Origin of the sequence: Rhabdothermincola sediminis (assembly GCF_014805525.1) — a bacterium.
GTDB lineage: Bacteria > Actinomycetota > Acidimicrobiia > Acidimicrobiales > Acidimicrobilacustridaceae > Rhabdothermincola > Rhabdothermincola sediminis.
In genome coordinates this window covers 25,626-45,403 of the sequence record NZ_JACFSZ010000009.1, presented here as the reverse complement: position 1 = coordinate 45,403, position 19,778 = coordinate 25,626, and the positions used below count along the sequence as shown (strand labels likewise).

The following is a 19,778-nucleotide window of genomic DNA, read 5'->3' as shown; positions in this document are numbered from 1 at the left end:
TCACAACCTACCCGGTCCGGGCTGTTCGAGCCGGGCGATGGCGGCGCGCTCGTCGTCGTCCACGTCGGTGGTGAGGAAGGCGTCGAGCATCTCGCCTGCCACCTCCTCCGAGGTCAGCCGCAACCCGAGGGCGAGCACGTTGGCGTCGTTCCACCGGCGTGCCCCCCGAGCCGTCTCGGCGTCGGTGCACAGCGCCGCCCGCACTCCGGGCACCTTGTTCGCGGCGATCGACACCCCGGTGCCCGTCCAGCAGCAGACGACCCCCCGCTCGGCACGGCCGCCCGCGACCGCCTCGCCGACCCGCCGGCCGACCTCGGGCCAGGGGTCGCCCTCGCCGACCACCACCACCTCGTGGCCCGCCTCCCGCAGCCGGCGCTGCACGGCGTCGGTGAGCGGGGTGCTCTCGTCGGTACCGAAAGCGATCCGCATCGTTGCCGAGCGTAGGCTCCCCACATGACTCGCGAGGTGGCCGTCGTGCCCCACACCCACTGGGACCGGGAATGGTACGAGGCGTACCAGTCCTTCCGGTTGCAGCTCGTCGACCTGGTCGACGAGCTGCTCCCGCTCCTCGAGCGCGACCCGGGGTTCGCGCACTTCATGCTCGACGGGCAGATGGCCGTCGTCGACGACTACCTGGAGGTCCGCCCCGAGCACACCGAGCGGCTCCGGGGCCTGGCGGCCAGCGGGCGGCTGGGGGTGGGCCCGTGGTACGTCCTCATGGACGAGTTCCTCGTGTCCGGTGAGACGGTGGTCCGCGACCTCCAGCTGGGCTGGGAGCGGGCGGCCGCCTTCGGCGGGGCGATGGAGGTCGGGTACCTGCCTGACATGTTCGGGCACGTGGCCCAGATGCCACAGATCCTCCGCCAGTTCGGGCTGTCCCATGCGGTCGTGTGGCGCGGGGTTCCCTCGGCCGTCGATCGCAGCGCGTTCTGGTGGTCGGCACCCGACGGCTCCACCGTGCGGGCCGAGTACCTGCTCGAGGGCTACGGCAACGGCGCCGCACTGCCCGACGATGCCAAGGAGCTGGTCGGCATGGTGGAGCGCTTCGAGCGCGACCATGCGAGCTTCCTCCTCGAGGGGCCGATCCTGTGGATGAACGGCACCGACCACCTGCGACCGAAGCCATACCTGAGCCGGGTGCTGGCGGAGGCCAACCAGCTCCAGGACGGCTACCGGTTCCAGGTCACCACTCTCGCGGACTACCTGGACCGGGCGGCGACCGAGGGACTCCCCACCTGGCTCGGGGAGCTGCGCTCGGGGGCGCGGGCCAACCTGCTGATGGGGGTCGCCTCGAACCGGGTCGACGTCAAGCAGGCCGCCGCGGTGGCCGAGCGGGTGCTGGAGCGGGTGGCCGAGCCGCTGAGCGCGCTGTACCTGCCGGCCGATCGCTGGCCCGAGCGAGCGCTCGAGCTGGCCTGGCTGGAGATGATCCGCAACGCGGCACACGACTCGAGCTGTGCGTGCTCCATCGACGAGGTGAACGCCGCGGTCCGGCACCGCTACACGGAAGCGCGCCAGATCGGCGAGGGGTTGGCGGAGCGGGCCGTGGCCGCACTGGCCAGCTCCATCGGTGTGCCCGGGCCACTGGCCGTCAACTCCTCGGCCCGCACCCGTAGCGGGGTGGTCGAGCTGGTGTTGGCCGGCACCGAGCCGATCGACGGGACGCAGGTGCTCTCGGTCAACGACGGCGTGGCCGGCACCGGCGGGCTGACCCGGACCGACGTGGTCACCCTGGTGCACGCGGCGGTCGACGGCATGCACGAGCTGCGCGACGTCGAGATCGAGGTCGAGGAGACCGGGGTGCTCGACGTGCGACTGGTCTGCTCCAGCGACGGGAGCGGCGAGCGCTACGCCGGTCCGGCGAAGAGCCTCGTGAGCGAGGCCGCGGCCGATCTGCCCGAGGGCCCGGCCCGGATCGCGCTGGTCACCCCACCTTCGCAGCGGGTGCTCACCTGGGCGGCCGATGTCCCGGCCCTCGGCTGGAAGGTCCTCGAGCCCGGCGCAGATCGCGTGGCCCCGGTGACCGTCGAGGGCGCTGGCGCGCCGGTGATCGCCAACGGCTTGGTGACCGTGGAGGTCGACCCCGCCACCGGCACGTTCTCCCTCGACGGGGTGGCGGGCATGGCCCGGCTCGTCGACGACGGCGACGCGGGTGACACCTACAACTACTCCCCGCCCGCGACCGACACCGTGGTGGACACCCCGGCGTCGGTGTCGGTTCGGGTGGTCGAGCGTGGCCCGCTAAGGGCCCGGTTGGCGATCGAGCGCACCTACTCCTGGCCCGAGCGAGTGACCTTCGGAGCCCGTGCGGGTTCCGTCGAGGTGACGACCACGACGACGATCGAGGTGCACGCGGGCAGCCCGCTGGTGCGGGTGGCCGTCGAGTTCCACAACCCGTGCCGTGACCACCGGCTCCGGGCCTGGTTCCCGCTGCCCGATCCGGCCCGCGAGTCCCACGCGGAGTGCGCGTTCGCGGTGGTGTCCCGGGGCCTGGAGGCCGAGGGTGGACCGCACGAGCTGCCCCTGCCGACCTATCCCTCGCGCCGGTTCGTCTGCGCGGGTGGGCTGACGGTGGTACACGAGGGGCTGCTCGAGTACGAGCTGGTCGACGTGCGCGATGGCGCGGCCCACGCCCTGGCCCTCACCCTCTTGCGCTGCACCGGACTGCTGTCCAACGCGCCGATGGCGTATCGCCCGCTGCCGGCGGGGCCGTTCATCCACACCGAGGGCTCCCAGATGATCGGGCCCCACACGTTGCGGTTCGCGCTGGCGGCGGGTGGCGATCCCACCGCGGCGTTCGGGCTGGTCGACGACGCGTTCCTCCCGATGCGGGTGACGTCATCGAGCGGTGAGGGTGACGGCCCGGCGACCGGCACCGGGCTGGACGTCGGCGGAGCCGAGGTGTCGGCCGTGCGGCGGGAGCGCGGTCAGCTGGTGGTGCGGGTGTTCAACCCTTCACCGGAGCCGACCGTCGTGCACATCCCCGGGCGGCGGGGGTGGCTGGTCGACCTGCGCGGCCGGCCGCTCGAGCCTTTCGAAGGCTCCTTCGAGCTGGCGCCGTGGCGCATCGCCACCGCGCAGCTCGCGAACGGCTGAGCCGCACCCCGACACCGCCCCCGGGAGCCGCGCACCCCCCTCCCCCGGCTTACGTGTCGTTCTCGTCCTTCTTGTGGTTGCGCGTGCCCTTCTTGCCGTTCCGGGCGTCCCGGTCGCGCGAGCGGCGCTTGGCCTTGCGCTGCGCCTCGACCTTGGCCTCCTTCGCTGCCCGCTCCGCCTTGCGCTCGGCTTCGATGGCGACCCGTTCGACCTTGCGGCTGGCTTCCTCGTTGGCCCGCCGGGACTTCTCCTCCGCCTCGGCGAGGGCCCGCTCGATCTTGAGTCGGGCCTCACGCTCGATGTGCTCGATCCGCTGGCGCGCCTCCCGCTCGATCTCCTCCAGGCGACGCTCGGCCTCCTCGTCGGCTTCGGCTGCCTTCGCCTGCGCCTCCTCTTCCAGGCGCCGTAGCCGCTGGGCCACCTCGAGGTCGGCCAGCAGCTCCACCTGGATCTGCGGTTGCAGGTCCGCTTCGAGGACCGCGTCGGTGAGGGCCTCGAACTGTCCGGTGGTCGGCTCCGTCTGGTTCGGGCCACCGCGCGCGATCTCGCGGCGCAAGAGCTCCGGCAGGTCGGACAGCTCGGCGCTGCGAGCCCGGACCTCCTCGCGCAACATCGCCCACTGCTCTCGCAGGAACTCCCGCGCCGCCCGGCGCTCCCGGGCATCCCGGTAGGGCGCCTCGGGGGACTCCGCGCTGCGCCGCAGCACCCACAGCGGGACCTTTCCGATGTCCTTGAGGTAGTGGGAGCGCAGCGATCGGAAGTAGAGGTCGTCGTGGTCGGCCAGCGCGTCGTGCACCTCCTCGGACACCACCACCGACCCCGGGTAGGCGATGGACACGATGCGGTTGGCCAGGTTGACCACCTGCCCGTAGACGTCACCGTCGCGCTCGAGCACCGGTCCACAGGCCAGCCCGACCCGCACGTCGGAGAGCGCGGGGTCGTCGCCGAAGCGCTCCGCCAGCGCCAGCGCCAGCTCAGCTCCGGCGCGCACCTCGTCGTGGAGGAACATGACCTCGTCGCCGATCATCTTGACCACCCGTCCACCGTGGCTGTTCACCACGTCGTACGCGACGGTCTCGAAGCGGTCCACCACCTCGGCCAGCTCGTGGTCCTCGAGCTGCTGGGTCTTGGCGGTGAATCCCACCATGTCGGCGAATCCCACCACCACGGTGTCGGCTCCTCCGTCGCTGGCGGCGCGCATCATGCGCCGGCGGGCCGCGTGGGCGACCTGGCGGCGCCACACCAGCTCCATCACCCGGGGCATGAGCGAGAGCAGCTCCGCGGTGTTCCGGGCGGCCCCCGCGGTCACGGTGCCGCCCGCGGCCTCCTGGCTCTCCCGGGCGTCACGTCTGAGCTGCAACGAATCGACCTGGGCGGTGGCGATGCGGTCCATGGCCGAGCCCACCACCCGGGCCATCTGGAGCGCCAGGTCCGGCTCGAGCGTGCCCTCGGCGATGAACGACACCACGGCGCTCAACATCTCGACGTCGCGCTCGGTGAAGAGCTTCTCGCCGGGTCGGGGGTCGGGGAAGCCGAGCGCCCGCCAGTAGGACCGGATCTCCTCCGGGGAGACACCCGAGAGCGCCGCCACCTCGGCGAGGTCGAACGTGGGCGGCTCGAGCCAGACGACCCGCTCGAGGGCCAGCAGCTCGAGGGTGCCGTCGGCTTCGGCCCGCTCGACCTCGTCGAGCGGAACGCCGAGATCCATCAGCACCGAGCGCAGATCGACCTGCTCCGCGTCCTGCTCGCTCATCTCCGACCTCGCTGCCTCGCCTGCCTCAGCTGAACGATGATGACCCAGTCTCGCCATCGGGCTCCGGCGCAGGGGGCCCGGCAGGCTCGGCGATGACCGTGGCAGATGTCACCGGAGCGAGCAGCGCCTCCCCCCGGGGCTCACTGCTCGACCACGACGGATCGAGCCCCGGCGCCACCAGGGTGATCTCGCCGACCCCGGGGTGGGGGTCCAGCTCCCACAGCAGCGCGGGGCGCTCGCCGTGCCAGCGGACGGCGAAGCCCAACCGGCCGAAAGCCGTCGGGGCGTCGTGCACCTCGACTCCCTGGCCGAGCCACCCCGGTGGGTACATCGCGCACAGCCGGAGCCCGGAACGGTCCTCGTCGACCAGCAGACGGCGGAAGAACGAGCAGGCCTGCGCCGTGACCACCCCGTCGTGGCCGTCGCCGGCGGAGCCGCCCCGGGTCCGGGGGTGGACAGCGCTGGGCCAGGTCACCGTGGCCGATGCATGGTCGAGCAGCCAGCCCAGACGATCGAGTGCCCGCTCGTCACCCAGGCGGAGCTCGATGGTGGCCAGCGCGAGGGTGAGGGACGGGTCGAGGCCGCGGTCGGCGGGGTCGACCAGCGCCGGTCCCACCTCCCAGCGTTCGCGAGCCAGCGCAGCCACCGCCGCCATCCGCTCCCCGGGTTCGGGCAGCGCACCGAGCGAGGCAACACGGAGGTGCGCGGCCTCGGGCTCGCCCCCGGCGAGGACGGCCACGATCTGCTCGGCGAAGCGGTCCAGGTCTTCGGCGAGCTCCGGTTGGCCGACGCCGGCCATCGCGCCGGCCACATCCCGCAGGCCCCGCGCGCACCAGCCGAGGTCCTCGAGCCCGGGCCCGGGAAACGAGCCCCGCCGGGCCCGTCCCCGTACCTGCCCGGCTGCCCATCGCTTGCCGATCCAGTGACCGGCCTTGGCCACCGGACCGACCAGCTCCTCGGTGGTGAGCTCGTCGCGAGTCAGGCGCCAGTGCTCCCCCACCGCGTGCAGCGCCGCCCCGTTGGCTGCCCACCCCTCCTCGCTCGCGCCGACGAAGCCGTCGAGCCCCTGGCGGTCCGGAAGCGTGGCCACGAGCTGGCTCGCCTCTTCGTGGAACCCGTACTGGTCGAGGGCCACCACCACCGCGGCCGTCTCCCGCCAACCTGCGGCCCGCAACGGCCAGGTGGACACGTCCTCGCCGGCGTGGAGGCCGAGCAGGTGCCGGCGGGCGGCCTCGATCACCCCGGCCAGCCGGTCGTCGGGGAGCTGCACCCGCAGCGCTCTCGCCACCTGCCGGTCCCAGCCCTTGCGCACCTGCTCGGCGGTGGTGGCCGAGCTCACCACTCGGATCGTTCCGGCGTGGCGTCGCCGGCGGGGCGAGGGCAGCGGGGGCCGCAGCGGCAGCGCCGCCCTGAGGGTGGCGGTGTGGGGCAGCGGGTATACGAAGGCCGCATTCGCCCGGCCCCGCTCGCAGCGCACGGGCCCCGGCCAGGACGCCGTCGCCGCGCCGGTGATCACGTCGTGGACCGCGTCGCCGTCGGAGGCGGTGCCCACCGCGATCCGCGCCGGCGGCCTCGGGAGCACGAGGGCCAGCTCGCCGTCAGCGAGCACCGCCGTGCCGTCGAGCTCGACAGTGGTGATCACGCCTGGGCCGGCGGGGGTATCGGGTCGCAGCGCGAGCGCGACCGCGAAGGGGACAGGAGTGCCGTTCTCGATCTCGATGACCACCTCCGGTCCGTCCCGGCCGGCCAACGCGAACGCCCGGTGCCGCGCGTCACCGCCGGGAATCCGCATGGCGGTCTCGACCACGGGGGCGTGACCCACCAGGCGCTGGCGGACGGCCACCTCCCGGCTGGGGAGGTGCCAGCGGTCCTCGGCGCCGATCCACCAGTCGATCGACCAGCGGGCGGAGGGACCGCCCACCAGCCCCCGGGGGTCGATGGCGGCCCGCTCCGGGCCCGTGAGGGTGCCCAGCCGGGTCCAGGTCCGGTGGGTGAGGTTCTCCCGCCCACCGCCGGGGATGAACTCGGCGCTCTCGGGGTCGGTCTGGCGCTCGAACCACCACGGCCCGAGCCACTGGCCGGGGCGCATCACGGTGCCGGGGGCGCCAGCCGCGGGCGGCCGGCGCGCCGGTCACCGCCGGTGGGGGTGCTCCGGACGGCACGCCCGACGGTCGCTCGGGGCTCAGTCGAGGCCATGCATCTCCCTCACCCGCCGGCGGCGGAGCAGCCCACGGTAGGCCTCCTCGGCCGGGCGGCCGCGGTGCACCACGTTGAACACCTGCTCGGCGATGGGCATCTCCACTCCGTAGCGTTCGGCAAGCTCCATCACCACCGGCGCGGTCTTCACCCCTTCGGCGACCATGTGCATCTCTTCGATGATCTCCTCGATGCGCCGACCTCGGCCGAGCTGCTCGCCGACGTGGCGGTTGCGGCTCTGGGGGCTGATGCAGGTCGCGAGCAGGTCCCCCATGCCGGCCAGACCCGCGAAGGTCATGGGCTTGCCGCCCATCGCCATGCCAAGCCGGGTCAGCTCGGCGAGTCCCCGGGTGATCACCGCGGCCCGGGTGTTGTCGCCGGTACCCAGCCCGTCGGCCATCCCGGACGCGATGGCCATGACGTTCTTCAATGCCCCGCCGAGCTCGCAGCCGATGACGTCGTCGTTGGTGTAGACGCGGAACGGCTCGGTAGCGAACACGTCCTGGAGGCGGGTGGCGATGGTGGCGTCGCTCATGGCCAGCACGGAGGCCGCGGCGTGGCCGGCGAGGATCTCCTTCGCCAGGTTGGGGCCGGTGAGCACCCCGTAGGGATGGCCAGGCAGCACCTCCTGGATGATCTCCGTCATGCGCTTGTTCGTGCCCTGCTCGAGACCTTTGGCCAGGCTCACCACGGGGACCCAGGCGCGGATGCAGGGGCTGACGGCCTCGAGGGTGTCGCGGAACCCGTGGGAGGGCACGCCCATCACCAGGAGGTCTGCGCTGCAGACCGCCTCTTCCAGGTCCGCGGTGGCCGCCAGCCTGGCGTCGAGGGAGAAGCCGGGCAGATACCGCTCGTTGCGATGGGTGGTGCTGATCTGCTCGGCGAGCCCGGCTTCGCGGGCCCACAGGATCGTGGGCACGTTCTGGACCAGGAGGTTGGCGACGGTCGTCCCCCACGACCCGGCACCGATGACGGCCGCCTTGATCCGCATGACCTCACCCTAGACTCGGGGCTCGATGAGCGCCCCGGCCGCCGGCCATGAGTTCGCTGACCGACCGGGCGTCTCCGGTGTCGCGGTGCTCGTGCCGGTGAAGGCCTTCCACGCGGCGAAGCGGCGGCTCTCCCCCGCACTCGACGACCGTGCCCGACAGGAGCTGTCGCGCCGGATGGCCACCGCGGTGGTGCGCGCCGCTGGTGAGCTGCCGGTGTCGGTGGTCTGCGATGACCATGAGGTCGCCGCGTGGGCGGCGGAGATGGGCGCAGAGGTGATCTGGCGCCCGGGGCGGGGGCTCGACGGCGCGGTGGCCGACGGGGTGGCCCAGCTCGCGGCCCGGGGAGTCGAGCGGGTGATCGTGGCCCACGCGGACTTACCGCACGCGCGGGACCTGGCCTGGGTGGCAGCCGGCGACGGGGTGACCCTGGTGCCGGATCGGCGCGATGACGGCACCAACGTGGCGTGCGTACCGGCCCGGGCGGGCTTCCGGTTCTCCTACGGGCCGGGGTCGTTCCACCGGCACCAGACCGAGGCGCACCGGTTGGGGCTGCCGCTGCGTGTGGTGCGCGAAGCCCGGCTGGGTTGGGACGTGGATCTCCCGGGCGATCTGGAGCCACCGGCGTGGCTGGCGCTGACCCGGCCGGCGAGCGAGCAGGGATGAACCTCGACCTGCCGGTCCCTGGCCGGGCGCTGGCCGTCGGCGCCCACCCCGATGACATCGAGTTCGGGTGCGGAGCTACCCTGGCCAAGTGGGCGGCCGCCGGCTGTGTGGTGCACCACCTGGTGCTGACCGACGGCTCGAAGGGCTCGTGGGATCCGACGACCGATCTGGCCGAGCTGGTGCACCAGCGCGAGCAGGAGCAGCGAGCGGCGGCCCGGCGGCTGGGGGCCACCGGCGAAGTGGTGATGCTCGGCCAGATCGACGGGGAGCTCGAGTCGTCGCTGGCACTGCGGGCCCAGGTGGCCTACTGGATCCGCCGGCTACAGCCCGACGTGGTGCTCGGTCACGACCCGTGGAAGCGGTACCGCCTCCACCCGGATCACCGCCACGCCGGCTGGCTGACGGTGGACGGGGTGGTCGCGGCCCGGGACCCACACTTCCATCGCGACCACGACGTGGCGCACCACCGACCCTCGGCGCTGCTGCTGTTCGAAGCCGACGAGCCGAACCATGCCGAAGACGTCACCGGACACGGCGAGACGAAGGTGGCGGCGCTGCTCGAGCACCGCAGCCAGTGGCGTTCGACGATGCACATCGATCCCGGCGACGACGGCACCCAGCTCGAGGCGTTCCGGGCCCGGGTGCTGGGCCGCTTGCGTGACCACGGCGCCGAGGTGGGTGTCCCCGAAGCCGAGCTGTTCCTCGCCATCGTCGATCTGTGACCCCAGCGGCCGGCGTGGGGGTGCACGCCCAGGAGCGCGCTCACGCCCCGTCGGGGCAAGGGGTGGCGGCGAGATGCGGCGGCACCATGGCGTCGTAGGCCCATCTCGCCCGGTAGCAGTCGCCAGGGTTGAAGCCGATCGATTCGGGGATCTCCGGGGAGTAGGCCCAGCAGTCACGCTGGCCCGAGCCGAGCTCGACGGCGCAGACCCCGTGCTCGCCCACCGAGTCGATCCGCACCGTGGCCGTGCGCGCCGGGTGAGCTGAGACCGCCGTGGCGATCACCACGGCCACGAGCACCACCCCGATCACCGCAGCCGTTCTGCGCATTGCCAGGAATCGTGCCACGCTCACGGCCATGATCCCCGACGGGACCTACGACGTGTTCGTGGTCGATGCCACGCCCGAGCCGGGCGAGCAGGGTGGCCCGCCGGTGTGGCACCTGGAGTTGACCATCCTTGCCGGTGAGCACCGCAGCGAGGTGGTGGCGGTGCGAGCGGCCGGATTGCGGGGCAGCGAGTTCGACCTCATCGGCATGCCCGGCACCCTCACGGTCGAGGGCGGCGAGCCCCGCTTCCGCCTCGACGGCTGAGGTCGCCCACCGCCATTGCCCGAACCCGGTGACGCGGGCGCCGTTCCGTGGGAGCATGCCCCCAGACGCCGAACTGTTCACCGTGGCGCGGTCGGAGGCCGCGTCCCGATGAACAGCTCGGGTGGGAGCGGGGGGTCCGCGCACCTCCGAGCAACGGCGAGCACGGGCGAGCACAGGCGACCAGGGGAAGGAGACGGGCGATGCAGCGACTGACCGGGCTCGATGCGGGGTTCCTCTACATGGAGACCTCCACGTCGTTCATGCACGTGGCCAGCCTCATGGTGCTCGACCCGTCTACCGCGCCTCACGGCTTCTCGTTCCAGAGCCTGCGGGAGCTGTACGCCGAGCGGCTGGATCAGGCCCCACCGTTCCGGCGGCGCCTGGTCGAGGTGCCGCTCGGGTTGCACCACCCGATCTGGATCGAGGATCCCGACTTCGACCTGGACTGGCACCTGCGCCACATCGCGGTGCCGGCGCCCGGGGGGATGAAGGAGCTCACGGAGCTGGCCGGGCACCTCGCGGCGATCCCGCTGGACCGCTCCCACCCGCTGTGGGAGGCGTGGCTCATCGACGGCCTCGAGGGGGGCAACGTGGCGTTGCTCACCAAGGTGCACCACGCCGCCATCGACGGGGCGTCCGGCGAGGAGCTGATGGTGGCCATCTTGGACCTGAGCCCGGAGATCGAGCGGAAGCCGCCGCCGGCGAAGCCCTGGGAGCCGGAGCGGGTGCCGAGCGACACGGAGCTGGTGGCCCACGCCTTGGCCTCGCTGGCCCAGCAGCCGGTGCGGGCGATCAAGACCGTGCGCCGCACGGTGGAGGCCGCGCTGCAGATCCGGGAGACCAACCGGCGCCAGCCCGACCAGAAGCCACCGCCGTCGCCGTTCAGCGCGCCGCGCACCTCGTTCAACGCCACCCTCACGCCGCACCGGGCCTTCGCCACCGCGTCGTTGCCGCTGCCCGAGGTCAAGATGATCAAGAACGCTCGGGGCACCACGGTCAACGACGTGGTGCTCACGATCTGTGCGGGGGCGCTGCGCCGATACCTCGACTCGCGCGACGAGCACCCCGACGGGGCGCTGGTGGCGATGGTGCCGGTGTCGGTGCGCACCGAGGACCAGAAGGGCACCCACGGAAACCGGGTCTCCTCGATGCTGTGCACCCTCGCCACCGACCTGGATGATCCGCTCGAACGGCTGGACGCCATCCACGCCTGCATGGCCGCGGCCAAAGAACAACAAAACGCCATCGGGGCCGACACGTTGCAGAACTGGGTGGAGTTCGCGGCCCCCGCGGTGGCGGCACAGGCGGCCCGGCTGTACTCCCGGATGAAGATCGCCGACCGCCACCGCCCGTTGTTCAACGTGACCATCTCCAACGTGCCCGGCCCGCCCTTCCCGCTCTACATCGCCGGGGCCCGCATGCTGGCCACCTACCCGATGGGGCCGATCTTCGACGGAGGTGGCATCAACATCACGGTGATGAGCTACCTCGACAGCCTGGATTTCGGGGTACTGGTGTGCCCCGAGCTGATCCCCGACCCGTGGGCGATCGCCGATGGCCTCCACGATGCACTGGAGGAGCTGGCCAAGGCGGTCGACGCGGGCTGACGCTCGGGCCGGCTCACCCCACCGTGGCTCACCCAACCTGGGGCTCGCGCGGCGCGGGCGGCATCGCCGATCGCAAGCGCTGCGCGTACGCGACCATCTCGTCCTCGCCGGTGTAGGAGGTGCGGGGCCAGAAGAAGCCTCGCAACCCGTCCTTGCGATTGCGGGGCACGACGTGCACGTGCAGGTGGGACACGCTCTGGCTGACCCGGTTGTTCAGGGCCACGAACGAGCCGGCGGCGCCGAGCGCGGATTCCATGGCCGCCGAGAGCAGCTGTGCGACATGGAAGAACGGCCCGACGTCGTCGAGGGGCAGGTCGGCCAGCACCGCCACATGCCGGCGAGGCACCAGCAAGGTGTGGCCCTTGAACAGCGGGCGGCGGTCGAGGAACGCCACCGACCTGCGGTCCTCGTACACCCGGTACGCTTCCGTGCGGCCGGCCACGATCGAGCAGAACACGCATCCCGAAGCAGCCGACATGTGGGCCATCCTCGCTCATCCTCAGCTCGCGGCGCGCCCGGCGAGGTCGGCACAGGCATCCACCCTTCGGTCTCCGCCCGGGTGTTTCATGGGCGACGGTGACCTGTCCCGCACCCGGTTCGAGCCACCCGCCGACGTCGTGGGGCTCGGGGGTGCCCGTCGAGGTAGGAGTCCCGTGACCGATCCCGTCGTCGCCGCGCGCCCGTCCGGCTGCCTGCCCCGCAAGACCTACGTGGTGGACACCTCGGTGCTGCTGGCGGATCCGCAAGCCATGTTCCGTTTCGAGGAGCACGAGGTGGTGCTGCCGCTGGTGGTGCTGTCCGAGCTGGAGGCCAAGCGCCATCACCCCGAGCTCGGGTGGGCCGCTCGGCAGGCGCTACGGCAGCTCGAGCGGCTGCGCCGGGCGCATCGCACGCTCACCAACCCGGTGCCGGTGACCGAAGTGGGGGGCACACTGCGGGTGGAGGTGAACCACCAGGACACCGCAGGCCTGCCCGAGACCCTCACCCTCGACACCAACGACCATCGCATCCTGGCCGTGGCCCGCAACCTGGCGACCGAGGGCCACGACGTCACCCTCGTCACCAAGGACCTGCCGCTGCGACTCAAGGCCAGCGTGGTGGGCCTGGCCGCCGAGGAGTATCGCAACGAGCTGGCCGAGGACACCTCCTGGACCGGTTTCGTCGCCCTCGACGTGCCGAGCACGGTGATCGACGAGCTGTTCGACCAGCGGGTAGTCGACCTCGACGAAGCTCGGCAACTTCCCTGCCACACCGGCGTGGCGCTGGTGTCGGGCTCGCAGTCGGCGCTGGGGCGGGTGCACCCGGACAAGCGGGTACGGCTGGTGTGCGCGGACCGTGAGCTGTTCGGGGTGCGGGGCCGCTCCGCCGAGCAGCGCATCGCCTTGGACCTGCTGGCCGACGACGAGATCGGCATCGTGTCGATCGGCGGCAACGCGGGGACGGGCAAGAGCGTGCTGGCGCTGGCCGCCGGCCTGGAGGCGGTGCTCGAGCAGCGGTCCCACAAGCGGGTCACGGTGTTCCGGCCGATCTACGCGGTGGGTGGCCAGGAGCTCGGGTACCTGCCGGGCAGCGCGGACGAGAAGATGTCGCCGTGGGCGCTGGCGGTGACCGACGCGCTGGAGTCGATCGTGGGCCCGGAGGTCCTCGAGGAGGTGACGGCCCGCAACCTGCTGGAGGTGCTTCCCCTCACGCACATCCGGGGCCGCTCGCTGTCGGACGCGTTCGTGATCATCGACGAAGCGCAGAACCTGGAGCGCTCGGTGCTGCTGACGGCGCTGTCCCGGCTGGGGGTGCGGTCGCGAGTGGTGCTCACCCACGACGTGGCCCAGCGGGACAACCTGCGGGTGGGCCGCTACGACGGGGTGGTGTCGGTGATCGATGCGTTGAAGGGCCACCCCCTGTTCGCGCACATCACTCTGCAGCGCTCGGAGCGCTCGGCGGTGGCTGCGCTGGTCACCGACCTGCTCGACGGCCCCGGTTTCTGATCGGGTTCGCGCGTTCGTGGGGGGCATGGTCACCTGGGTGTCAGACCTCCTCGTTACGGTTCGTCCATGACGTCTGATCCCACGGTCTACGGGCTCGACATCGAGACCGACACGGCGACCGACGGGCTCGACCCTCGGGTCGGGCGGGTGCTCGCCGCCGCGGTAGCCGGTCCCGGCGGGGAGGTGGTCCTCGCCCACCACGACGAAGCCGCGCTGCTGCGGGAGCTCGACCGGTGGCTCGCCGAGCTCACGCCTGGCGTGCTGGTCACCTGGAACGGCGCGGCGTTCGATCTGCCCTACCTCGCCACCCGGGCCGAGATCAACGAGGTGGACCTGGGCCTGCGCCTCGTGCCCGACCCGTCACTGCGCCTGCGGGGCCGTCCACTGCCCGGCCACCAGGGCGCCTACCGGGCCCGCTGGCACGGTCATCGCCACCTCGATGCGTTCCGGGTGTTCCATGCCGACGTGGGCCGCACCTTCGGCCTGCCGTGCGGGCTCAAGGCCCTGGCGAGCCTGGCCGGGTTGGCTCCCGTCGACGCCGACGCGGCCCGAGTGCACGAGCTCGACCCGGCGGCGATGCACGCCTACGTCGCCAGCGACGCCCGCTGCGCCCGCGCGCTGGCCCTCGGGCGCTGGCCCACTGCCGCGGCCAGCATCGATCGACTCGGCACGCCCGCGGCCGGCCAGCCGGCGCCGGCCATCGACGCTCACTCGGCGCTCGCCGGGAGCCTCCTACGATGAGCGCCGTGCCAGCGCGACGGAAGCGGGCGACGTCTACCTCCAACTTCGGGGTGGGCAAGCGGGAGAGCCACGACTCCTCCGAGTTCTACGCCCGCTTCGCCGCCCCGACGATCTCCAACGACGCCACCGTCAACCGCCAGCCCATCGTCGACTGGATCCAGTGCCTCGACGCCCGAGACATGGCGCAGGGCACCCCACGGTTGGAGCCGAACTCGGTCGCGCTGGTGGTGACCTCCCCGCCCTACTTCGCCGGCAAGGCCTACGAGGAAGCGCTCGGCGAGGGCCACATCCCCGCCTCCTACGTCGAGTACCTCGAGATGCTCACCGACGTCTTCGCCGCTTGTGTCGAGGTGCTCGAGCCCGGAGGGCGCCTGGCGGTCAACGTCGCCAACCTCGGCCGCAAGCCGTTCCGGTCACTCGCTGCGGACGTGGTCGGCATCCTTCAGGACCGGCTCAAGCTCCTGCTACGGGGCGAGATCATCTGGCGCAAGGCGGAAGGCGCCTCGGGCAACTGTGCCTGGGGGTCGTTCCAGAGCGCTTCCAACCCGGTGCTGCGCGACCTCACCGAGCGGGTGATCGTCGCCTCCAAGGGCCGCTTCGACCGGGCGATCCCGAAACCCGACCGGGCCGAGCGGGGCCTCCCCCACCAAGACACCATCGCCAAAGAAGACTTCATGACCTGGACCACCGACGTGTGGGAGATCCCCACCGAGAGCGCCACCCGCCTCGGCCACCCCGCCCCGTTCCCGGTGGAGCTCCCGCAACGGCTCATCGAGCTCTACACCTACCGGGGCGACCTGGTGCTCGACCCGTTCATGGGATCGGGCAGCACCGCGGTGGCGGCGATCAACACCCATCGGCACTTCGTCGGCTACGACACCGATCCCGCCTACGTCGCCGCCGCCACCGAGCGGGCCGAGCGCGCTCTGGAGGCACGGGAGGAGCGGGAGCGCTCCAGGGCCGATCATCGCTGGTGGTACGTCCCACCCCCCCCGACCGGTGACGACGACCTCGACGACTTCCAGAGCCGAGCGGTGCGCGAAGGGCGCATGGCGAAGGAGCTCGCCCACGAAATCCTCGAACAGGCGGGGTTCACCGACATCACGATGAACCGCAAGGTCACCGCGGGGGTGGAGGTCAACTTCACCGGCAAGGACGCGCTCGGCAACAACTGGTACTTCGACGTGTCCGGGGCGTTCAGCCGGGGGAACAGCCGCGCCGGGCTCCGCCGCACCGACACCCTCTGGAAGGCGCTCGGCAAGGCCGCGGTCATCCGGGCCTCCGGCCACGAGGCCTACCGGCTGGTGCTGCTCACCACTAACCTCCCACCCCGCCACAGCGCGGGCGGCAAGGCGCTGCACGCCGCGCTCGGGCCCGACAACCTCGTCTTCGACGCCATCGAGATGCTCTCGGTCGAAGGCCAGCGGCGCCTCGCGGCCTACGCACAGCAAGGCCCCGAACCGGTCCCCGCGGGCGGCTGAGCGTCGGTGGCCAGCAGCAAGACCCACCTCACCGAGCTGGGCACGGCCCTCGGGCTGGTGTACGACCCCACAGGATGCTGGCCCGCCGACCTCGAAGCCGTCGAGCTGCCCGGCATCGACCGGTCGGTGTGGCAGCCCGCCATCCTTCCTGAAGCGCGCCAGGGTGGCCCCAACGGGGACCTGCTCCTGCGGGCGATAGCCAACGGCCAGGCGTTCCGCCACCACGTGCTGCGAGGCCGCCGTCCCGAGCTCATCGAGTGGTCGGGAGGCGCGCGATCGGTGTGGACCTCTGACGTGCCCCGCGACCTCACCGTTGAGGGGGTCTGGTTCATCCAAGCCAAGTACGACTCCCGCTGCGTGCTCAACACTTCACCGGGTTCCCTGGTCGACGAGCTGCTCGCCGACCACACGATCGAGTCGAGGATGTCGTGGTTCGAGGAGGTGGCCCTCAACGAGCTGCAAGCCTTCTACGAGCAGGCCCGCGCCCAGCTACCACTCAGCTCGCTCCCCGACGACGTGCGCGACCTCGACACGCAGGCCAGGGCCCAGTTGAAAGCCTCGATGCGCGCTCGGTCACCTTCCCCGGGCGAGGAGGCCGCCTACGCCGAGCTCTGCCGAGCGGTGTCGATCGAGACCACCCTGCGGTGGCGGCGCCGCATCGAGGGAGCCACCCTCCCCCAGCGCACCCAGATGCTGTTCCGCATGCTGCGCATCGCCGGCGGGCCCTACTGGTTGCTCGGCACGAAAGGGCGGTCCCCAGTGCGGCTCCGGGTCTGCGACACCCGCAGCTGGCGCGACCGCTACGAGCTGCGACGTTTCGCGGTGCTCGACGCGCACGCCGGCCAACCGCAGGTCGACTGGCGAGCGCAGATCACCGACAAGGCCACCAAGGCCACCACGATCGTGGAGGGCTACTGCGAGATCCGGTGGTCGCACGGCAAGCTGCAGGGCAACCCGGAGTGCAAGGTGCAGGTCACCACCCCGCTCGAACGGATCCCCGGCTACGAGCCGATGGAGCCCACCGTCTACCGGCACCACTGAGCAGCCGCGGTGCGACGGTGCGGCGGTGTGGTGGTCACCCGCCGAGATGTCTCGGTTCCCGCGACACCGACACCGGTGCGGCCTCGCGCGTCGCTCGCAACCGGCCTCGCCCCGCCGCAGCCGCGGCTCTGGCACCCTCGGGCACCGGCAGCGAGAACCCGGTGTAGAGCACCCGGCGTTCGCGCTCCACGGGGGCTGGGCCATGTGCAGCATGCACGACAGGTGGACGGTGACGTCGCCGGTGGCGGTCGGCAGGTCGATCTCTTGCAGGTCGTTGCCTTCGCGCACGAACGCCGGCCACCAGCGCCCTGTGAGCCCGCCAGCACCCGCAGCTGACCCTACCGGGCGTCGGCCCCCGTCACCGAGATGCCCACGGTCAAGCTGCAGCACTCGTAGCCGTGGCAGCCGAGGCGGCAGTCTTTGTGCCAGGGCACGTCCGAGATGCCCTCCACCACCCCGATCGGCTTGAACAACGCTTCGACCCGGTTGCCCGCCCACCGAGCCCCGAACACGTGCCCGTCACCGGGCAGCTGCCCGAAGGCGAGGAACCGGCGGTCCTCGACCAGCTCAGCGGTGGCAGGCGAGAGCGAGTCGAAGCCCTGCATGCGCACCACCCGCCGCTCACCCGATGACGTGGTGGCCCACCACGACCGGCCGTCGCCAGGCCGGAAGGCTGGGGCGGCGCGGTCCATGTCGGCCGACACCGCGGCCATCTCCGCCTCGGTGAACACCCCGCGCAGGTACAGGGAACCGGCCTGCTCCAGGAACCAGTGCATCTCATCGGGGTCGTCGGCGAGGGTGAACGAGCGGCACAGGTTGAGGGGGCGACCGTCTCGGTCCTCGAAGCGCACCGCGCCCGGAGTGTGGATCGGCGTGCCGTCGAGCCCGGCCCGCAGCACCAGCCACCAGTCGAGCAGGTCACCGAGCTTGCCCTCGGATTGGTCGAGGCGCCCGGAGGAGAACAGGCCCATGAACGAGACTCGGTCGCGCACCACGTCCGCGAGCTGCTCGTGAGTCAGGCGCACCCGCGCCCGGCAGTCTCCGCCTCCCGCGTTCGCCTCGCCCGGTCGCACCTGTACCCGTCCCGCCATGGCTCCGGATCGTCGGTCGGGCCGGCGATCCGGCCGGGGCGGACCTAAGGTTGTGCCGGCTCGCGCCGCGGGGGCCCGGGGCGAGCGAGGGGGTCGGTGTGAAGGGGACACACCACTGCCCCGGTACCGGGACAGTGCGGGGATCGTGGATCACGGCGCTGGTGGCCGTGGCGTTCACGGTGCTGATCAGCGCCTGCACGGGAGCGGGCGGCACCGCCGACCGATCGGCACCGGATGACACCGCCGTGGAGCCGGTTCACGGTGGCGGGCTGGTGGTGGGCACCAGCAGCGAGGTCGACGGCTTCAACCCGCTCACCAGCCAGTGGTCCGCACCCGGCTTCGAGATCGCCCGCGCCGTGCTCGACCCGCTGGTGGTCATGGACCACGACGGCAACTGGCAGCCCTACCTGGCGAAGGCGTTCGTTCCCAACGAGGACTTCACCACCTGGACCATCGAGCTGCGTCCCGGGGTCAAGTTCCACAACGGCGAGCCGCTCGACGCGGACGCGCTGATCGTCTACCTCGACGGGGTGGTGGCCAGCCCGCTGGCGTCGGTGTCGCTGCCCGAGCGGCCCACCATCACCAAACTCGACGGCCTCACCGTGCAGGTGGGCTTCACCCGGCCGTGGTCGTCGATGCCACTCACCTTCGCCGACCAACCCGGCTACGTCATCGCCCCCGAACAGGTGCGCTCGGGCGACACGAGACACCCCATCGGCACCGGCCCGTTCGTCTTCCAGGAGTGGGTACCCGACCGGTCGTTCAAGGCGGTGCGCAACCCGGACTACTGGCGGGAGGGGCTTCCCTACGTCGACCGCATCGAGTTCCGCCCCATGCCCGACCCCAGCACCCGCTTCAACGCCCTGCGCACCGGTGAGATCCAGGTCGCCGAAGCCAACGGCACGGGCGCCCGCGACCTCGCCGCGCTGGCCGCCGACGGCCTACGGGTGATCGACGACGTGGACCTCACCGGCACCCATGTCCTGCTCATGAACCTCGACACGCCGCCCACCAGCGACCGGCGGGTTCGACAGGCGATCGTCGAGGGCATCGACCGGGAGGCGTTCCGTGCCGTGCTGTTCGACGAGTCGTTCCCGATCGTGTCCGAGCCCTACCCGGAAGGCAACCGCTGGTACGTGGACAACGGCTACCCCGCCTTCGACCCGGACCACGGTCGCGAGCTGGTCGCCTCCTACGAGGCCGAACACGGGCCGCTGCGGGTCCAGATCCTCTCCATCGCCGCGGGCAGCGCGCTGCGGCCGGTGGAGTACCTGAAAGAAGTGCTGGCCGGGGTGGGCATCGAGGTCGAGATCGTGGGGCTGGAGACGGTCAGCTTCGTGCAGCGCTTCGTCGGCGGCGACTACCAGGCGGTCTACCTCGGTGGGTTCTTCGGGTACGCCGACCCCGACGGGATGTACCACTTCCTGGTGTCCTACAACGCGGACCGGGACAAGCCCATCAAGCTCAACTTCGCCCGCCACCGCAGCGAGGTGGTCGACCAGGCGCTGGCGGCGCAGCGCCGAACCGACGACGACACCCTCCGGGTGCAGGAGTGGGCCAAGGTCTGGCAGGCCTTCGCCACCGACCTGCCCTACGCCTTCTTGGTCCAGGACCGGTCCGCGTACGTGACCGCGGCGAACGTCCACGGCTTCACCGGCTTCACCGCCCCCGAAGGCGCGCCGCTGCCCGCGATCAACCGCTGGACCCCGTTCTTCACCTCGGCCTTCATCGCCCGCTGACCGTTTCCTGTCACACCTCCTGCTCATACTGCCGGTGGGCTCGCGATCCCCCGCCGGTGCCGCTTCGGAGCGTGCCACGGG

17 protein-coding genes are annotated in these 19,778 nt (G+C 71.9%); 10 read left to right on the top strand and 7 right to left on the bottom strand.

The genetic code is table 11. From position 1 onward, the window contains the following. A complete protein-coding gene (locus tag HZF19_RS08850; protein ID WP_208028405.1) occupies positions 1-429 on the bottom strand; it encodes an RpiB/LacA/LacB family sugar-phosphate isomerase in 429 nt (142 codons plus the stop codon). A 24-nt stretch (positions 430-453) separates the two neighbouring features. On the opposite strand from HZF19_RS08850, the gene HZF19_RS08845 reads away from it, so the two are divergent. Then, complete coding sequence (locus HZF19_RS08845) at positions 454-3,096, top strand: glycoside hydrolase family 38 N-terminal domain-containing protein (RefSeq protein WP_208028404.1); 2,643 nt, start codon at positions 454-456, stop codon at positions 3,094-3,096. 49 nt (positions 3,097-3,145) lie between these two features. On the opposite strand, the gene HZF19_RS08840 is transcribed toward HZF19_RS08845, so the two are convergent. From HZF19_RS08840 to HZF19_RS08830, 3 genes are all read right to left on the bottom strand, one after another. After that, positions 3,146-4,849, bottom strand: coding sequence for an adenylate/guanylate cyclase domain-containing protein (locus HZF19_RS08840; protein WP_208028403.1), 1,704 nt, complete (start codon positions 4,847-4,849; stop codon positions 3,146-3,148). Between the two features lie 25 nt (positions 4,850-4,874). Then, positions 4,875-6,938, bottom strand: a complete 2,064-nt coding sequence (locus tag HZF19_RS08835; protein WP_208028402.1) for a hypothetical protein — start codon at positions 6,936-6,938, stop codon at positions 4,875-4,877. A 93-nt stretch (positions 6,939-7,031) separates the two neighbouring features. Then, complete coding sequence (locus tag HZF19_RS08830) at positions 7,032-8,036, bottom strand: NAD(P)H-dependent glycerol-3-phosphate dehydrogenase (protein WP_208028401.1); 1,005 nt, start codon at positions 8,034-8,036, stop codon at positions 7,032-7,034. A gap of 25 nt (positions 8,037-8,061) precedes the next feature. Here HZF19_RS08830 and cofC point away from each other — a divergent pair, with 25 nt between their 5' ends. Further along, the gene (gene cofC / locus HZF19_RS08825; RefSeq protein ID WP_208028400.1) at positions 8,062-8,700 is read left to right on the top strand and encodes a 2-phospho-L-lactate guanylyltransferase; all 639 of its coding nucleotides are present in this window, start codon (positions 8,062-8,064) and stop codon (positions 8,698-8,700) included. Continuing rightward, on the top strand, positions 8,661-9,422 hold the full coding sequence (locus HZF19_RS08820) for a PIG-L deacetylase family protein (protein WP_307781180.1): 762 nt from the start codon (positions 8,661-8,663) through the stop codon (positions 9,420-9,422). The genes cofC and HZF19_RS08820 overlap by 40 nt, the downstream gene beginning before the upstream one ends. A 40-nt stretch (positions 9,423-9,462) precedes the next feature. Here HZF19_RS08820 and HZF19_RS08815 read toward each other — a convergent pair whose 3' ends face one another. Further along, the gene (locus HZF19_RS08815; protein WP_208028399.1) at positions 9,463-9,774 is read right to left on the bottom strand and encodes a hypothetical protein; all 312 of its coding nucleotides are present in this window, start codon (positions 9,772-9,774) and stop codon (positions 9,463-9,465) included. A gap of 4 nt (positions 9,775-9,778) precedes the next feature. Between HZF19_RS08815 and HZF19_RS08810 the strand changes: the two genes are divergently transcribed. Both HZF19_RS08810 and HZF19_RS08805 read left to right on the top strand, forming a co-directional pair. Next, positions 9,779-10,012 (top strand): hypothetical protein, encoded by a 234-nt coding sequence (locus HZF19_RS08810; RefSeq protein ID WP_208028398.1) that lies wholly within the window; start codon positions 9,779-9,781, stop codon positions 10,010-10,012. Between the two features lie 200 nt (positions 10,013-10,212). Beyond that, on the top strand, positions 10,213-11,619 hold the full coding sequence (locus HZF19_RS08805) for a WS/DGAT/MGAT family O-acyltransferase (RefSeq protein ID WP_208028397.1): 1,407 nt from the start codon (positions 10,213-10,215) through the stop codon (positions 11,617-11,619). A gap of 28 nt (positions 11,620-11,647) precedes the next feature. Here the strand turns inward: HZF19_RS08805 and HZF19_RS08800 are convergent, their stop codons facing one another. Further along, entirely contained in the window at positions 11,648-12,097 is a 450-nt protein-coding gene (locus tag HZF19_RS08800) for an HIT family protein (protein ID WP_208028502.1), read from the bottom strand. Positions 12,098-12,272: 175 nt separating this feature from the next. On the opposite strand from HZF19_RS08800, the gene phoH2 reads away from it, so the two are divergent. From phoH2 to HZF19_RS08780, 4 genes are all read left to right on the top strand, one after another. Further along, the gene (gene phoH2, locus HZF19_RS08795; protein ID WP_307781179.1) at positions 12,273-13,604 is read left to right on the top strand and encodes an RNA 5'-3' helicase PhoH2; all 1,332 of its coding nucleotides are present in this window, start codon (positions 12,273-12,275) and stop codon (positions 13,602-13,604) included. A gap of 66 nt (positions 13,605-13,670) precedes the next feature. After that, positions 13,671-14,345, top strand: coding sequence for a 3'-5' exonuclease (locus tag HZF19_RS08790; RefSeq protein ID WP_208028395.1), 675 nt, complete (start codon positions 13,671-13,673; stop codon positions 14,343-14,345). 5 nt (positions 14,346-14,350) lie between these two features. Beyond that, positions 14,351-15,826: a DNA-methyltransferase gene (locus tag HZF19_RS08785; protein ID WP_307781178.1), complete on the top strand. Its 1,476-nt coding sequence runs from the start codon at positions 14,351-14,353 to the stop codon at positions 15,824-15,826. A 6-nt stretch (positions 15,827-15,832) separates the two neighbouring features. Beyond that, a complete protein-coding gene (locus HZF19_RS08780; RefSeq protein WP_208028394.1) occupies positions 15,833-16,867 on the top strand; it encodes a hypothetical protein in 1,035 nt (344 codons plus the stop codon). 338 nt (positions 16,868-17,205) lie between these two features. Here HZF19_RS08780 and HZF19_RS08775 read toward each other — a convergent pair whose 3' ends face one another. Then, positions 17,206-17,958, bottom strand: a complete 753-nt coding sequence (locus HZF19_RS08775; RefSeq protein ID WP_208028393.1) for a hypothetical protein — start codon at positions 17,956-17,958, stop codon at positions 17,206-17,208. 98 nt (positions 17,959-18,056) lie between these two features. Between HZF19_RS08775 and HZF19_RS08770 the strand changes: the two genes are divergently transcribed. Further along, the gene (locus HZF19_RS08770) at positions 18,057-19,697 is read left to right on the top strand and encodes an ABC transporter substrate-binding protein (protein ID WP_208028392.1); all 1,641 of its coding nucleotides are present in this window, start codon (positions 18,057-18,059) and stop codon (positions 19,695-19,697) included. Positions 19,698-19,778 lie beyond the last annotated feature (81 nt).

Bases quoted from the DNA above. Each gene is read 5' to 3' on its own strand.
- HZF19_RS08830 (WP_208028401.1), bottom strand. From the start codon at position 8,036: ATGCGGATCAAGGCGGCCGTCATCGGTGCCGGGTCGTGGGGGACGACC.
- HZF19_RS08845 (WP_208028404.1), top strand. From the start codon at position 454: ATGACTCGCGAGGTGGCCGTCGTGCCCCACACCCACTGGGACCGGGAA.
- HZF19_RS08775 (WP_208028393.1), bottom strand. From the start codon at position 17,958: ATGGCGGGACGGGTACAGGTGCGACCGGGCGAGGCGAACGCGGGAGGC.
- HZF19_RS08810 (WP_208028398.1), top strand. From the start codon at position 9,779: ATGATCCCCGACGGGACCTACGACGTGTTCGTGGTCGATGCCACGCCC.
- HZF19_RS08840 (WP_208028403.1), bottom strand. From the start codon at position 4,849: ATGAGCGAGCAGGACGCGGAGCAGGTCGATCTGCGCTCGGTGCTGATG.
- HZF19_RS08805 (WP_208028397.1), top strand. From the start codon at position 10,213: ATGCAGCGACTGACCGGGCTCGATGCGGGGTTCCTCTACATGGAGACC.
- cofC (WP_208028400.1), top strand. From the start codon at position 8,062: ATGAGCGCCCCGGCCGCCGGCCATGAGTTCGCTGACCGACCGGGCGTC.
- HZF19_RS08835 (WP_208028402.1), bottom strand. From the start codon at position 6,938: ATGCGCCCCGGCCAGTGGCTCGGGCCGTGGTGGTTCGAGCGCCAGACC.
- HZF19_RS08790 (WP_208028395.1), top strand. From the start codon at position 13,671: ATGACGTCTGATCCCACGGTCTACGGGCTCGACATCGAGACCGACACG.
- HZF19_RS08850 (WP_208028405.1), bottom strand. From the start codon at position 429: ATGCGGATCGCTTTCGGTACCGACGAGAGCACCCCGCTCACCGACGCC.
- HZF19_RS08800 (WP_208028502.1), bottom strand. From the start codon at position 12,097: ATGTCGGCTGCTTCGGGATGCGTGTTCTGCTCGATCGTGGCCGGCCGC.